This is a genomic window from uncultured Methylobacterium sp. (genome assembly GCF_964244095.1).
Lineage (GTDB): Bacteria > Pseudomonadota > Alphaproteobacteria > Rhizobiales > Beijerinckiaceae > Methylobacterium.
On sequence record NZ_CAXTHR010000001.1, the window covers coordinates 1 to 13,635 of the forward strand.

General features: G+C 72.4%; 12 protein-coding genes. 7 read left to right on the forward strand and 5 right to left on the reverse strand.

What is annotated here, in order from left to right:
* A partial coding sequence (gene rho, locus ACFE86_RS00005; protein WP_375453270.1) for a transcription termination factor Rho occupies positions 1-554 on the forward strand: 554 nt, incomplete at its 5' end.
* A 103-nt stretch (positions 555-657) separates the two neighbouring features.
* On the opposite strand, the gene ACFE86_RS00010 is transcribed toward rho, so the two are convergent.
* Positions 658-1,050, reverse strand: coding sequence for a 4-oxalocrotonate tautomerase family protein (locus ACFE86_RS00010; RefSeq protein ID WP_375453271.1), 393 nt, complete (start codon positions 1,048-1,050; stop codon positions 658-660).
* 123 nt (positions 1,051-1,173) lie between these two features.
* Here ACFE86_RS00010 and ACFE86_RS00015 point away from each other — a divergent pair, with 123 nt between their 5' ends.
* Positions 1,174-2,058: a LysR substrate-binding domain-containing protein gene (locus ACFE86_RS00015; protein WP_375453272.1), complete on the forward strand. Its 885-nt coding sequence runs from the start codon at positions 1,174-1,176 to the stop codon at positions 2,056-2,058.
* Between the two features lie 39 nt (positions 2,059-2,097).
* Here the strand turns inward: ACFE86_RS00015 and ACFE86_RS00020 are convergent, their stop codons facing one another.
* On the reverse strand, positions 2,098-2,823 hold the full coding sequence (locus tag ACFE86_RS00020; protein ID WP_375453273.1) for a TerC family protein: 726 nt from the start codon (positions 2,821-2,823) through the stop codon (positions 2,098-2,100).
* Positions 2,824-2,861: 38 nt separating this feature from the next.
* Positions 2,862-3,863, reverse strand: coding sequence for a lipid kinase (locus ACFE86_RS00025; protein ID WP_375453274.1), 1,002 nt, complete (start codon positions 3,861-3,863; stop codon positions 2,862-2,864).
* Between the two features lie 408 nt (positions 3,864-4,271).
* On the opposite strand from ACFE86_RS00025, the gene ACFE86_RS00030 reads away from it, so the two are divergent.
* Both ACFE86_RS00030 and ACFE86_RS00035 read left to right on the forward strand, forming a co-directional pair.
* Positions 4,272-5,141, forward strand: coding sequence for a hypothetical protein (locus ACFE86_RS00030; RefSeq protein WP_375453275.1), 870 nt, complete (start codon positions 4,272-4,274; stop codon positions 5,139-5,141).
* Between the two features lie 9 nt (positions 5,142-5,150).
* The gene (locus ACFE86_RS00035; protein ID WP_375453276.1) at positions 5,151-6,317 is read left to right on the forward strand and encodes a thermonuclease family protein; all 1,167 of its coding nucleotides are present in this window, start codon (positions 5,151-5,153) and stop codon (positions 6,315-6,317) included.
* A gap of 150 nt (positions 6,318-6,467) precedes the next feature.
* Here the strand turns inward: ACFE86_RS00035 and murA are convergent, their stop codons facing one another.
* Together murA and ACFE86_RS00045 are read right to left on the reverse strand one after the other, a co-directional pair.
* Positions 6,468-7,757, reverse strand: coding sequence for a UDP-N-acetylglucosamine 1-carboxyvinyltransferase (gene murA, locus ACFE86_RS00040; protein ID WP_375453277.1), 1,290 nt, complete (start codon positions 7,755-7,757; stop codon positions 6,468-6,470).
* A 163-nt stretch (positions 7,758-7,920) separates the two neighbouring features.
* Positions 7,921-8,355: a hypothetical protein gene (locus ACFE86_RS00045; protein WP_375453278.1), complete on the reverse strand. Its 435-nt coding sequence runs from the start codon at positions 8,353-8,355 to the stop codon at positions 7,921-7,923.
* A gap of 861 nt (positions 8,356-9,216) precedes the next feature.
* Between ACFE86_RS00045 and hemA the strand changes: the two genes are divergently transcribed.
* From hemA to ACFE86_RS00060, 3 genes are all read left to right on the forward strand, one after another.
* Positions 9,217-10,521, forward strand: a complete 1,305-nt coding sequence (gene hemA, locus ACFE86_RS00050) for a 5-aminolevulinate synthase (protein WP_375453279.1) — start codon at positions 9,217-9,219, stop codon at positions 10,519-10,521.
* Between the two features lie 65 nt (positions 10,522-10,586).
* A complete protein-coding gene (locus ACFE86_RS00055) occupies positions 10,587-12,344 on the forward strand; it encodes a carbamoyltransferase (protein ID WP_375453280.1) in 1,758 nt (585 codons plus the stop codon).
* Positions 12,341-13,558, forward strand: a complete 1,218-nt coding sequence (locus ACFE86_RS00060; protein ID WP_375453281.1) for a YncE family protein — start codon at positions 12,341-12,343, stop codon at positions 13,556-13,558. Before ACFE86_RS00055 ends, ACFE86_RS00060 begins: the two co-directional genes overlap by 4 nt.
* Positions 13,559-13,635 lie beyond the last annotated feature (77 nt).

Consider the following 13,635-nt stretch of genomic DNA (forward strand, 5'->3'; position numbering starts at 1 on the left):
CGGCCACCCGCCACGTGCAGGTCGCCGAGATGGTGATCGAGAAGGCCAAGCGCCTCGTGGAGCACGGCCGCGACGTGGTCATCTTGTTGGACTCGATCACCCGATTGGGGCGTGCCTACAACACGGTCGTCCCCTCATCGGGAAAAGTGCTGACCGGCGGCGTCGACGCCAACGCCCTGCAGCGGCCCAAGCGGTTCTTCGGCGCGGCGCGCAACATCGAGGAGGGCGGTTCGCTCTCGATCATCGCCACCGCGCTCATCGACACCGGCTCGCGCATGGACGAGGTGATCTTCGAGGAGTTCAAGGGCACCGGCAATTCCGAGATCATCCTCGACCGCAAGGTCTCGGACAAGCGCGTCTTCCCGGCGATCGACATCACGCGTTCGGGCACCCGCAAGGAGGAACTGCTGGTCCCCGCCGACGCCCTCAAGAAGACCTACGTGCTGCGCCGCATCCTCAACCCGATGGGCGTCACCGACGCGATCGAGTTCCTCATGGACAAGCTGCGCCAGACCAAGAGCAACGGCGACTTCTTCGACTCGATGAACACCTGATCGCTTCGGAATTCCGACGCGTGAGAAAGGCCCCGATCGCAGGATCGGGGCCTTCTTCGTGGGCGTGGGTCTCTCGAATCGGGCGCCGCCGGGGGCCGCCGTCTCAGGAAGCCGACGCCCTTCCGGCCCGGTCTGCCTGCGTGCGCCCGCCATAACCCCAGGCGTCGGCCGGCACCTCGTCCACGACCACGTAGGTGGCCAGCGCCAGCCGTCGGCCGAGAACATCGGCGATCAGCGCATGGGCGTCCGCGACGAAGCGGGCCTTCTCCTTTGCGGTGTTGGTGCCCTGCGTGACCTTGGCGTCGAGATGGGCCGCGCAGGCGACCGGTGCGGCTCCGACCGTCCAGCCCGAGGTCGGAACGCGCTCGATCAGGACGGCGGTGAGTTCGGCAGTCTTGCCCAGCACCTCGGCCATCAGCACGGTGAGGCCGCCTTGGAGGCGGGCGGTTTCAGTGCCGTCGAGGTCGGCGGCGAGCTTGAGGGTGACGAACGGCATGGGGCGATCCTCAGCGGGCCGGCCATCCGCCGTGCCCTTGACACTGCCGACCGTAGGCTGTGAAGATCGTTCGGAATATCAGGAACTTTTAAATCGAAAGTTTGGAAAAACCGCACGGTTGCGATGCTGCCGACGAACCTCGACATGGATGTGCTGCGCACCTTCGTCGCCGGGATCGATCTCGGCGGCTACGCGCGGGCCGCGGTGCGGCTCGGCCGCTCGCCCTCGGCCATCAGCCTGCAACTGCGCAAGCTCGAGGATCAGGTCGGCCGGCCGCTGCTGCGCAAGCACGCGCGCGGCCTCGTTCCGACGGAGGCGGGCGAGGTGCTGCTCGGTTACGCCCGCCGCCTGCTCGATCTCAACGACGCGACGCTTGCCGCCCTGCATGCTCCGGCCGTCTCGGGGACCGTGCGGCTCGGCCTGCCGCAGGATTTCGCCGAGACGCATCTGCCGACCACGCTCGCCCGGTTCGTGCGCCTGTACCCGGAGGTGCGGATCACGGCGCGGGTCGAGCGCAACGCCGTCCTTCGCGCCGCCTTCGCGGCGGGCGACCTCGATCTCGCCCTGCTCTGGAACGAGGGCGACCCGTTGCCTCCGGCGGCCGGTCTCCTCGATCTGCCGATGGTCTGGATCGGCCCGTGCGACTGGGCCGGCCGTGCGGCCGGCGACCCGCTGGCGCTGGTGGCGTTCGACGCCCCCTGCCTGTTCCGGCATGCAGTCCTGTCCGCCCTGGACCATGCTGGCATTCCATGGCGCGTCAGTTTCAGCAGCCCGAGCCTGTCCGGGCTCTTCGCCGCGGTCACGGCCGGCCTCGGCGTCACGGCGCGAACGCCCCACGGCCTGCCCGCCGCACTATCCGTCCTCGATACGGCGCTGACCGGCCTGCCCCCGCTGCCGCGCCTCGGCCTCGTCTTGCTCAGCGCCACGCCGCCGACCGCCAACCCGGCTGCCGTCCGGTTGGAGGCGACGCTCCGCGAGACCTTCGTCCCGGGCGCGATCGAGCCCTGACCGGGCTCGTCGATCATGCCGAGGGAAGGCGTGTTCGGTTCAGGCCCGCGTCCGACGCCGCCGCACCAGCATGTTCAGCCCCTCGACGCCGGCCGAGAACGCCATCGCCGTGTAGATGTAGCCCTTGGGCACGTGCGCCCCGAACCCTTCCGCGATCAGCGTCATGCCGATCATGATGAGGAAGCCGAGCGCCAGCATCACCACGGTCGGGTTCTTGGCGATGAAGGCCGAGAGCGGCTCGGCGGCCACCAGCATCACCACCACCGCCGTGACGACGGCGATCATCATCACCGGCACGTGCTCGGTCATGCCCACCGCCGTGATGATCGAGTCGATCGAGAACACGAGGTCGAGCAGCAGGATCTGGACGATCGCCGCGCCGAAGCCGAGGGCGCCGGCCGAATCCGCGGCCTTCTGCTCGGGATCGACGCTGTGATGGATCTCCCTGGTCGCCTTCCAGAGGAGGAAGAGGCCGCCGCCGATCAGGATCACGTCGCGCCAGGAGATGCCCTTGCCCAGCAGCGAGAAGACCGGTTCGGTGAGATGCACGATGAAGGCGACGGTGCCGAGCAGCCCGAGCCGCAGCGCCAGCGCCAGGCCGATGCCGATGCGGCGCGCCCTGGTCCGGTGCTCCGGCGGCAGCTTGTTCGTCAGGATCGCGATGAAGATCAGGTTGTCGATGCCGAGCACCACCTCCATCACGATCAGGGTGGCGAGCGCCGCCCAGACCTTGGGGTCGGCGGCGAGTTGGAGGAGATGATCCACGCGGGGGACTCGGCGCTTTGGACGGAAGCAGGGACTTGTCAAAGAGGAAGCAGGGACTTGGCCGCTGCGCCGGGGCGGTGCGCGGGGGCCGGCGCGTAGACCTTCAGGATCTTCGGGAAGACCTTGAAGTGGGCCGGCGTGTGGGTGGTCAGCTCGCCGTCGGTGTTGACCGGCCGCGGCTTCTTCGTCGTCAGCACGACCTCCGTGGTCTGGAAGGCGCGCACGTCCGCAGCCCGCCCGTGCGTGCCGCGGCGCAGCGCCGGCAGCAGCGCGAGCAGGCGCCACCAGTGCCCGACCTCCAGGCTGTAGAAATCGAGCTTGCCGTCGTCGACGGTCGCCGTCTCCTCCACCGTCATCCCGCCGCCGTAATGGCGCCCGTTGCCCACCGAGGCCTGGATGGTGATGACGCGCTCGGTGCCGCCGTCGTGCACGATCGTGACGGTGAAGGGGCGGACGCGCCGCAGCACCCGGAAGGCGGCGATGGCGTAGCCCAGCGTGCCCCAGCGCCGCTTCGATTCGGCGGTGAGGTCGCCGGCCAGCTCGGCCGAGAAGCCGATGCTCGCCACGTTGAAGAAGTAGTGCCCGTTGACCCAGCCGAGATCGACCGGCTGCGGCGCGGCGGTCGTGATCAGCCGCGCGGCGGCCAGCGGATCGAGCGGTAGGCCGAGCGAGCGCGCGAGGTCGTTGGCGGTGCCGAGCGGCAGGATGCCGAGCGGCAGCCCGGCTGCGACGAGCGCGGCGGCGGCCGCGTTCATCGTGCCGTCGCCGCCGCCGAGGATGACGAGGTCGACGTCGCCGGCGTGGCGCGCGATCGTCGCCCGGCAATCGCCGCCCGGCGGCGGCTCGACCGGCTCGATGCCGCCCGCGCGCAGGGCCCCGCGCACCGCCTCGATGGCGATGGCGCCGTTGCGGGCCCTGGGGTTGCAGATCAGCAGCGCCCGGCGCGGGGACGGCCCGCGCCTCGGCGAGCCTTCGGCCGGAAGCCCTGCCCCCGGAAGCTCTGCCCCCGGAAGCCCCGCGGCGGGCGGACCGTCGTTCATCGACGAAGCTCCGGCGACCGGCCGGATCGGGCAGAGGTCTGGGACACGGGCGAGCCTTTCGGCGCGTTCGCGTCGCACCGGGCTTGGCCCGGCGGCGACGGCGTGGCTGGGGTCCGACATCGCGGTCGACGCCGCGACCGCCGGAGGGGCCCGGACCCGGGATGGCGCGAATCTGGCGTGTCCGGCCGCCGATCTCAACCCCGCGGCCACGCCCAATCCCGGGCCGCGTGTCCGGGCGGCCTTGCCGGTGCCGAGCCTTGCCGGTGCCGAGCCTTGCCGGTGCCGATCCTTGCCGACGAATCGGCTTCCATGGCATGGCTCTTCCGGTGGGATACCGTGGCGCGGCCGCCGCGGCGCGGGCGGCCTCCGCGAAAGATCCGGCCGCTCAGGCCGCCACCCGGTGACCCCATGTGCCCCGACCCCTTGCGCCCCGATCCCGCCCGTTCCGGCCGCGTCCGCCACGGTGTCCTCGCGCTCGGCCTGATCCTGCCGCTGGCGACGGCCGGCGTCGCGGCGGCGCAATCGCGGCCGGGCTGGGTCGATCCGCCGGCCAAGACCACGCCGGCCAAGACCACGCCGGCCCAGACCGCGCCTCCCGTGCCCGTGCCGGCCGATCCGGCACCGTCGAAGCCGGAACCGGGCCGGGCCGCCGCACCGGAACCGGCCGTGGCGGAGGCCGGGCGCGACGCCGCCGCCATGGCCGGCCCGAGCCGACGGGCCGAACGGCCGCGGATGCGCCGCGGGGCCGCCCGGCGCCTCGCCGGCACGCCGGCGGCGAGCGCCTTCCCGACCGCGCCGCCGATTACGGGCCCGGCCCCGCGCGAGGCCGGCGCCGATCCGCGCGCGTCCGACCGGGCCGGCCAGGCGCAGGCGCTCGCCGGCGACTACCTCGCGGTCTTCTCCGCGCCGGTCGGCGCGATGGTCGCCGGGGCGCCGCGCTTCTACGGCGCGCGCCTGCGCTTCCACGGGCGGATGACGACGCTGGCGGAGCTGCTCGCCGAGAAGCGCCGCTTCGCGCAACGCTGGCCGGAGCGGCGCTACGCGCCGCGCACGGTCCGCACCGCCTGCGACGCGGCGCTGGAGAGCTGCATCGTGCGCGCGATCGTCGATTTCCGCGCCGGCAGCCCGGCCCGCGGCGCGCGCGCGCAAGGGGTCGCCGAGTTGGTGCTGGAGGTGAGCTTCCCCGGCGGCCGGGCGGTGATCGTCTCGGAATCGAGCCGGGTCCTGCGCCGCGGCGCGGCGGTCGGCGCGCTGGCCGGCGGGCGCGCCAGCGGCTAGACCGGCCCGATGACAGTCGCGGACCCGGCATCGGCGGAGCAGGCGGAGCGTCCCGTCCTCGGCGGCGCGGAGCGCGCCGGCCTGCGGGTTCAGGTGCAGGCCGAGATCGCGCGCCGCCGCCCGAAACCCGTGGCCGTGCGCACCCTGGAGCTGCTCGCCGAGGCGGCGGTCGAACCGTCCGAGGGCCCGCCGGGCTACCGCGTCGTCGATCGCCACGGCCGCCCGAGGCTGCATCCGGGGTCGGACGCGCCCCTGACGCTGCCCGAGCTCGTCGACGACCTGCAGCGGCGTCATCCCGCGCTGTTCCCGCCGCCGGACGTCGTCGTTGCGCCGGCGACGCCGGAGGCGCCGGAGAAGGATTCCGCGCTGATGGCGGGCGCGGCCGAGATGCGGGCCGCCACCGTGCGCTTCGTCGAGACCGGGTCCGAGCGCGCGCGCGCGCTCGCCGAGCGGTCCACCGAGCAGGGGCGGGCGCTCGCCGAATCGGCGGCCGGGCGCGTCTCGGGGTTCCGCGCTCGCCTCGCCGCGCGGCTCGCCGCCCGCCGGGCGCGCGCATCGGGGTGGGGCGGGGCGGCCGCGGGCCTCGGCCGCCGCCTCGCGGGCGTCCGCAACTGGCAGGGCGAGGGCGAATCGGTGCGCCAGCACCGCCGCTGGCTCGCGGGCGGGACCGCGGCGGTTCTGCTCGCGGTCGCCGCCGCCGGCCTCGTGGTGGCCAGCCGCATCCCCGAGGGCGAGACCGCCGCACCCCTGCCGGCGGTCAAGCCCGTGCCGGCGCCCCGCCCCGCGCCGCCCCCCGAGGCGGCGGCGGCGCCGCCGGAGACCGCCGAGGCCACGGACCTCCCCGAGCCGCCGCCCGCGCCCAACGAGGTCCGCGGCAGGGCCGAGGTGATCGACACCGCGACCGTGCGGGTCTCGGGCAAGCTGATGCGCCTGTTCGGCGTCGAGTGGGTGCGCGGCGGGCAGGCGGACGAGCTTACGAAATACCTCGCCGGCCGGCCGGTCGCCTGCGTCCCGGCCCCCGGCAGCGAGAACTTCTCCTGCACGGTCGAGGGCCGCGACCTCTCCGAGGTGGTGCTGTTCAACGGCGGCGGCCGTGCCGCGCCGGAAGCCTCCCCCGAACTCGTCGCCGCCGAGGACCACGCCCGCACCGAGCGCATCGGCGTCTGGAAGCGGTAGCGCGTCCCGACGTGACGGGCACTGGTTCGCCGGAGGCGGGCGGGTCGAAACAAGGACTCGTATCCCGCATCACGCGAACGCGCCGCGGGAATGCGGTCGCCGCACGAGGGGGGAAGCACCCGTCGCGGTAGCGCCGGGAGGCGCGGTCGATCAGGCCCGAACCCGCTCGATCCGCGCGCCGCAGCGGCCGAGCTTGGCCTCCAGCGCCTCGAAGCCGCGGTCGAGGTGGTAGACCCGGTTGATCTGGGTCTCGCCCTCCGCCGCCAGCCCCGCGATCACCAGGGAGACCGAGGCGCGCAGGTCCGTGGCCATCACCGGCGCCCCCTTCAGGCGCGCGACGCCCTCGACGACGGCGAGATCCCCTTCGAGGCGGATCCTCGCGCCCAGGCGCGCCAGCTCCTGCACGTGCATGAAGCGGTTCTCGAAGATCGTCTCGCGGATGCGCGATTGGCCGGCGGCGAGCGTCATCAGCGCCATGAACTGCGCCTGGAGGTCGGTGGGAAACCCGGGGAAGGGGTCGGTGGTCACGTCCACCGCCGCGAGCCCGGCGCCGTTGCGCCGCACCCGGAGGCCGCCCGGCACTGGGGTGATCTCGGTGCCGGTGGTGGCGAGGATGTCGAGCGCGGCGTGCAGCAGGTCGGCGCGGGTGTTCTCCAGCACCACGTCGCCGCCGGTCATCGCCACCGCCATGGCGTAGGTGCCGGTCTCGATCCGGTCGGGCAGCACCTCGTGGCGGGCGCCGTTCAACCGCGCCACGCCCTCGACGACGATCCGCGGCGTGCCGGCGCCCTGGATGCGCGCGCCCATCTTGGTCAGGCACTCGGCCAGATCCACCACCTCCGGCTCGCGGGCGGCGTTGGCGATCACCGTGGTGCCGTGGGCGAGCGCAGCCGCCATCAGCGCCACGTGGGTGCCGCCCACCGTCACCTTGGGGAAGTCGATCTCGGCGCCGCGCAGGCCGTTCTTCGTCTTGGCCACGACGTAGCCCGCGTCGATCTCGATCTGCGCGCCGAGACGTTCCAGCGCCATGATCAGCAGGTCGACGGGCCGCGTGCCGATGGCGCATCCGCCCGGCAGCGACACCTTCGCCTCGCCGAAGCGCGCGAGCAGCGGCGCCACCACCCAGAAGCTCGCCCGCATGGTCGAGACGAGTTCGTAGGGCGCCGTGGTGTCGATGACGTTGGAGGCGGTGAGCCGGATGGTCTGGCCGGCCTCGGTCGACTGCCCCGGGCGCTTGCCCACCACCATGTGATCGACGCCGTGGTTGCCGAGGATGCGCGTGAGCGCGGCGATGTCGGCGAGCCGCGGCACGTTGGCGAGCTCCAGCGTGTCGCCGGTGAGCAGGCTCGCGATCATCAGCGGCAGCGCGGCGTTCTTGGCCCCCGAGATCGGGATCGTGCCGTTGAGGGCTGCGCCGCCGGTGATGTGGATGCGGTCCATGTCTTCGTGCCCTGGGACGCCGCGCCCGTATCGCGGTGCCGGTGCTCCCGCCGAGCGGGGCTCGTGCTCGATCGCAGCCTATAGGCGAGTTTTGTCCGAAAGGGGACCGGGGCTTAAGCGTTCCGCGGGAGGTGTTGCATCCCTCGACCGGCGGACAACGCCTTCAGGGACGCGCGAGCCTCACGATCGCGATGGCGAGCCCGCTCACGCCAGCCAGGAGTGCGGCCATGAGCGCGATCATCTGCCAGACGGTCGGGATGTTGGACACCTTTCCGTCGATCGTTCCGATCTTCGCCGCGATCGGGGTCAGCTCGGATGTCGATACCTTGGCGTCCAGCTTGGTATCGATGGCGATCAAGCGGCTCTCCAGCGTCCCGAACCGCTTCTCCGTGTCGAGCCGTGCCGCCGCAATCGACGTCTGGATGTCGTCGAGCCTGGCGAACAGTTTGTCGATGCCTTTTTCGAGGGTGGCCACCCGGCGGTCCATGCCGTCTGATGTGCCTCCTCCGTTGCCGCCGGACAAGGAGGGGGTCGCGCGCGGCTCATCCGCCTCCACTTCCGTTCCGGATTCCTGTCCGACAACGCGAAACTTAGTCATCGCCTGTCATCCCGCGTGCCTCCGCCCATGCGAGCAGCGGCTCGTGACCGAAGCTGTAGGTACAACCGCAGTTCGAGCAAACCAGAAGCCACTGGCGGTAGCGTTTTCTGCGATTATTGTCGTAATTTATGCTGTAGATGAATGGATAATAATTGCCTTTTAACTTCTCGACAAACTCAAATGTGTCAGTTTTGCAAACCTAACAATGAAAGTCGGGCGCCACTTCGTCAAGGAATGCGCTCGCCATCCTGACGAAATGCTGTGATGCACGCGGATCGTCATCGTTCGTGTCCATCGCGCGGGGAAACCCTCAATCGTCATCGCTTCGATTCGGACTCCGATGCGATGGAACGGGCGAATCTGACCGTGACTTATTGTCCACAGCCTGCCCAGCCGAATTCTCCGGAGATGAAGCCGCGCCTTCGGACGGATGGTCGCCGCTCGACGCGTCGGCCTCCCCCCGCCCGCGCGCCTGGCCCTTCCGCCGCCGCAGGTTCTCGCGCAGCGCCGCCTTGAGGCGTTGCGTGCGGGTGCCGTCGTTGCCTGCGCTCATGATCCACGCGACCCATCGTCGCCTTCGACTCGTAAAGCCCGTCCCCGCGCCTCACAATGGCGTCGTGGGCGATGCAAGGCAGGTCTGTCTCCGGCCTACCTTGAACCGATTCCAGACCCGCCTGTATCGTTCCTCTCGGCGGCGCACCGACACGCCGCCGGATTCTTCGCCTTCCACCCGATGCACGATCGGGCGGGCCGGACCCCGGTGGGGTTGCGGACCGCACCGAGGGCATCGCGGCCCTGTCCGCCTCGACGATCCCGCGCCCGGACGGCCCCGCCGCCCGGTCAGCCACGACAAGGACTCCCATGCCCGAGACCCGGCCCGCCGCGAATGCCGCCCCCACGCAGAGCCTGGGCACCGGGCACGGCGTCGGCACCGATTACGAGGCCCATTTCCGCGGCGCGCTGGAGCGGCTGCACGGCGAGCGGCGCTACCGGGTGTTTGCCGACATCGAGCGGATCGCGGGCCGCTTTCCGACCGCGCATTGGCGCCGGCCGGACGGGGCGACCTCCGAGATCACGGTGTGGTGCTCGAACGACTACCTCGGCATGGGCCAGCACCCGGAGGTGGTGGCAGCCCTCACCGACACCGCGCGGCGCTGCGGCGTGGGTGCCGGCGGCACCCGCAACATCGCCGGCAACACCTCACCCCTGGTCGACCTCGAACGGGAACTGGCCGACCTGCACGGCAAGGAGGCCGGCCTCGTCTTCACCTCCGGCTACGTCTCGAACCAGGCCGGCATCTCGACGATCGCCAAGCTGATCCCGGACTGCCTGATCCTGTCGGACGCGTTCAACCACAACTCGATGATCGAGGGCGTGCGGCACGCGGGCTGCGACAAGCGGATCTTCCGCCACAACGACCTCGCCCACCTCGAAGAGCTGCTGGTCGCGGCGGCCGGGCGCAACACGCTGATCGTGTTCGAGAGCGTCTACTCGATGGACGGGGACGTGGCGCCGATCGGCGCGATCTGCGACCTGGCCCGCCGCTACGGCGCGATGACCTACCTCGACGAGGTCCACGCGGTCGGCCTTTACGGGCGCCGCGGCGGCGGCATGGCCGAGCGCGAGGGCGTGATGGACCGGGTCGACGTGATCGAGGGCACGCTCGCCAAGGGCTTCGGCTGCGTCGGCGGCTACATCACAGCGTCCGCCGCGATCTGCGACGCGGTGCGCAGCTTCGCGCCGGGCTTCATCTTCACCACCGCGCTGCCGCCGGCGATCGCGGCCGCCGCGCGTGCCTCGGTGCGCTACCTCAAGCGATCGAACGTCGAGCGGGACGCGCACCAGCGCCAGGCCGCCCGGACCAAGGCGTCGCTGGAGGCCGCCGGCCTGCCGGTGCTGCCGACCGACACCCATATCGTGCCGGTGATGGTGGGCGACGCCGAGCTGTGCAAGGCGGCGGCCGACCACCTGCTGGAGCGCCACGCGATCTACATCCAGCCGATCAACTACCCCACCGTTCCGAGGGGGACCGAGCGCCTGCGCATCACCCCCTCGCCGTTCCACGACGAGGCCCGCATCGCCGCGCTGACCGCGGCGCTGGTCGAGACCTGGGACACGCTGGATCTGCCGCGCGCCGGCGCGGTGTTCGCACAGGCCGCGGAATAGGCCCGGACGGAGCCGGTCGCGCGCCGCGTTGCGGGGCGCGGCGGCACGCGCTACCCCGGCCCGCGATGCGGTATTACCTCGGCCTCGCCACCACCTTCCACGATCCGGCGCTCGCGCTGGTCGGGCCCGACGGCACGGTGCTGTTCGCCGAAGGCGCCGAGCGGTTCCTGCAGTACAAGCGCGCGCCGAACTGCGAGCCCGACCCCGCGTCCCGGATGGTCGGGCTGCTCGGCCAGCACGTGCCGCAGGGCTCCGAACTCGTCGTCGCCTCGACCTGGGGCCAGCAGTTCACCGACTTCCTCGACGGGCAGGCGCGCGCCGGCGCCTTCACCCTGGAAGCCCTCGGCCGCCACGCGCCGGCGCTGAACCGCTCCTTCGTGCCCGAGCGGGCCGAGCGCATCTTCGTCGCCGAGATGGCGATCGCGCAGGCGCGAGCCGGCTACGGCACCCTGCTGGCGCTCGACCAGGAGACCCGCGGGCGCGGCGGCGAGCCGCGGGCGCGCATCGTCCGGCAGGTGCGCCACCCCCACCACCTCACGCACGCCGCCTACGCCCTGTGGGGCAGCCCGTTCGCGGACGCCACCGCCCTGGTCGTCGACGGCATGGGCGAGACCGGCGCGGCGGCGCTCTATCGGATGGAAGCCGGGCGCATCGCCGAGGTGCGCCGCCACCGCGGCCGCGGCTCGGTAGGCTTCCTCTACGGCCTCGTCACGGATCTCGCCGGCTTCGACCAGCTCAAGGGCGAGGAGTGGAAGATCATGGGGCTCGCGCCCTATGGCCGCGCCGACCCCGACCTGATCGCGCTGCTGCGCCGGCTCTACGGCGCCCGGAACGGCCGCCTGACGTTCTCCGACGACGCCACCGTGCGCGCGGTGGCCGCCGCAATCCTGGCGCGCCGCCCGGCCGATCTCGGGGAGGGCGGCTGGGCCGACCTCGCCCGGAGCGGCCAGGAGGTGTTCTGCGAGCTGATGGACATCCTGGTGGCCGAGGCCTGGGCGCTGGTGCCGCACGAGAACCTCGTGATCGCCGGCGGCTGCGGCCTGAACTCGTCCTACAACGGCTGCGTGCTCGCCCGCTCCGGGTTCTCCCGCCTGCACGTGCCCTCGGCGCCCGGCGACGACGGCAACGCGATCGGCGCCGCGTGGCTGGCCTATGCCGAGGACCATCCGGACTGGACCGGCCCGGCGCTGGCGGCCCGGCCGCTCACCGCCTATCTCGGCTCCCGCGTGCCGACCGGGCCGATGGAGCGGCTCGCCGAACGGGAGCCGCGCGCCCGGCGCATCGGCCACGCGGCGGTCACGCGGGAAGCGGCCGGGATCCTCGCGGGCGGCGGCCTCGTCGGCTGGGTGCAGGGCCGGGCCGAGTTCGGCCCGCGCGCGCTCGGCAACCGCTCGATCCTCGCCGACCCGCGGCCCATGGGCGCCAAGGACGCGCTCAACGCCAAGGTTAAGTACCGCGAGGCGTTCCGCCCCTTCGCGCCCTCGATCCTGGCGGATGCCGGTCCCGACTGGTTCGAGGATTATTCCGATAGCCCGTACATGGAGCGCACGCTCGTCTGGCGCGAAAGCATGCGCGACAAAGTGCCGGCGGTGGTCCACGCCGACGGCACCGGCCGGCTCCAGAGCGTGACACCTGCGCGCAACCCCGCCTACGCCGCGCTGATCGCGGAATTCGCCGCGCTCACCGGCGTGCCGATCCTGCTCAACACCAGCTTCAACGTGATGGGCAAGCCGATCCTGCACACGGCGGAAGACGCGATCCTGATGTTCTACACGACAGGGCTCGACGCGCTGGTGGTGGAGGACTGGATCGTGGTGAAGTGAGCCCCGCCCGAGCCCTGCCCCGTTCGCGGCGCTTCCGGGCGGCGCGGACCCTCGCCCTCGGTCTCGCGATCCTCTTCCACGTGGTACTGGCGGTCCTGCCCGGTCTCGCGCAGGAGAGGCCCGGGTCCTTCCTGCTGGTCGGCCTCGACGGCAAGACGTTCTTCGCGCCGGAGGGCGCGCGGAACGGACCGGACGGGCACGACGCGGTGGCGATCGTCGACATCGCCGACCCCGCCCGGCCGAGGCTCGTCCACGTCCTGCCGCTGCCCAACTCCGTCTACGGGCCGCCGACGAACCTCCAGATCACCCCGGACGGGCGCCTCGGGCTCGTGGCCAGCGCGGTGACGATGCGGCGGGAGGGCGAGAACTGGTACGCGCAGGCCGACGACCGGCTGCACGTGATCGATCTTGCCGCGGCGCCGCCGCGCCTCGTCGAGACCATCCGGGTCGGGCGCCAGCCCTCGGGGCTGGCGATCGCCCGCGCCGGGGATTTCGCGCTGGTGGCCAACCGCGAGGGCCGCAGCGTCACGGTGCTGACGATCCGCGGCACGGTGGTCCGGCCGGCGGCGGAGGTCGATGTCGGCGACGAGGCGGCGGCGGTGGCCATCACCCCGGACGGGACCCGCGCCTTCGTCGCCAAGAACAAGGCCGGCACCGTCGGCTTGCTGGCGATCCGGGGCGGCGCGGTCACCTACGATCCGACCCTCGACATGCCGGTCGGCCCCGGCACCTACGGCCTCGAGGTCACGCCCGACGGCGCCTTCGCGCTCTCGGCCAACGCGGGCGCGGTCCCGAGCGACGGCCACGCCGACGTGGTCAGCCTGATCGGCGCGCGCGGCCCGCGCCCGGTGGTGCTCGACCATGCCGGCATCGGCGACACCGCCGAGACCCTGGCGATCGCGCCCGACGGGCGCCACGCCGTCGTCTCCGTGGTGAAGGGCGCCGCCGCCCCCCACGCGAGCCCGGCCTACACGCCGCGCGGCGCGGCGGTGCTGGTGGCGATCGGGGACGGGCGGCTGCGCGCCGTGTCCGAGGCGCCGGCTGGCGCGGTCACGCAGGGCATCGCGTTCGATCCCTCGGGCGCCTACGCCTACGTCGGCAACTACGTCGATCGGACGCTCGGCGTGTACGCGGTGTCGGGCGACGCGATCCGCGAGACCGGCTTCCGCCTCGACCTGCCGGGCCAGCCGGCCTCGCTCCGCGGGCGCCCGTGATCGGAGCAGGCCGTTTAAGGGATGTGAGCCCGGTCTAAGCATCATTGCGCGAAGTGGCCGCCGGTTCGCGCGAAAAA

What these genes read in the sequence shown, in the direction of transcription:
- ACFE86_RS00045 (WP_375453278.1), bottom strand. Translation starts at nt 8,355, where the DNA reads ATGACTAAGTTTCGCGTTGTCGGACAGGAATCCGGAACGGAAGTGGAG.
- ACFE86_RS00010 (WP_375453271.1), bottom strand. Translation starts at nt 1,050, where the DNA reads ATGCCGTTCGTCACCCTCAAGCTCGCCGCCGACCTCGACGGCACTGAA.
- ACFE86_RS00030 (WP_375453275.1), top strand. Translation starts at nt 4,272, where the DNA reads ATGTGCCCCGACCCCTTGCGCCCCGATCCCGCCCGTTCCGGCCGCGTC.
- hemA (WP_375453279.1), top strand. Translation starts at nt 9,217, where the DNA reads ATGCCCGAGACCCGGCCCGCCGCGAATGCCGCCCCCACGCAGAGCCTG.
- ACFE86_RS00025 (WP_375453274.1), bottom strand. Translation starts at nt 3,863, where the DNA reads ATGAACGACGGTCCGCCCGCCGCGGGGCTTCCGGGGGCAGAGCTTCCG.
- murA (WP_375453277.1), bottom strand. Translation starts at nt 7,757, where the DNA reads ATGGACCGCATCCACATCACCGGCGGCGCAGCCCTCAACGGCACGATC.
- ACFE86_RS00015 (WP_375453272.1), top strand. Translation starts at nt 1,174, where the DNA reads ATGCTGCCGACGAACCTCGACATGGATGTGCTGCGCACCTTCGTCGCC.
- ACFE86_RS00055 (WP_375453280.1), top strand. Translation starts at nt 10,587, where the DNA reads ATGCGGTATTACCTCGGCCTCGCCACCACCTTCCACGATCCGGCGCTC.
- ACFE86_RS00035 (WP_375453276.1), top strand. Translation starts at nt 5,151, where the DNA reads ATGACAGTCGCGGACCCGGCATCGGCGGAGCAGGCGGAGCGTCCCGTC.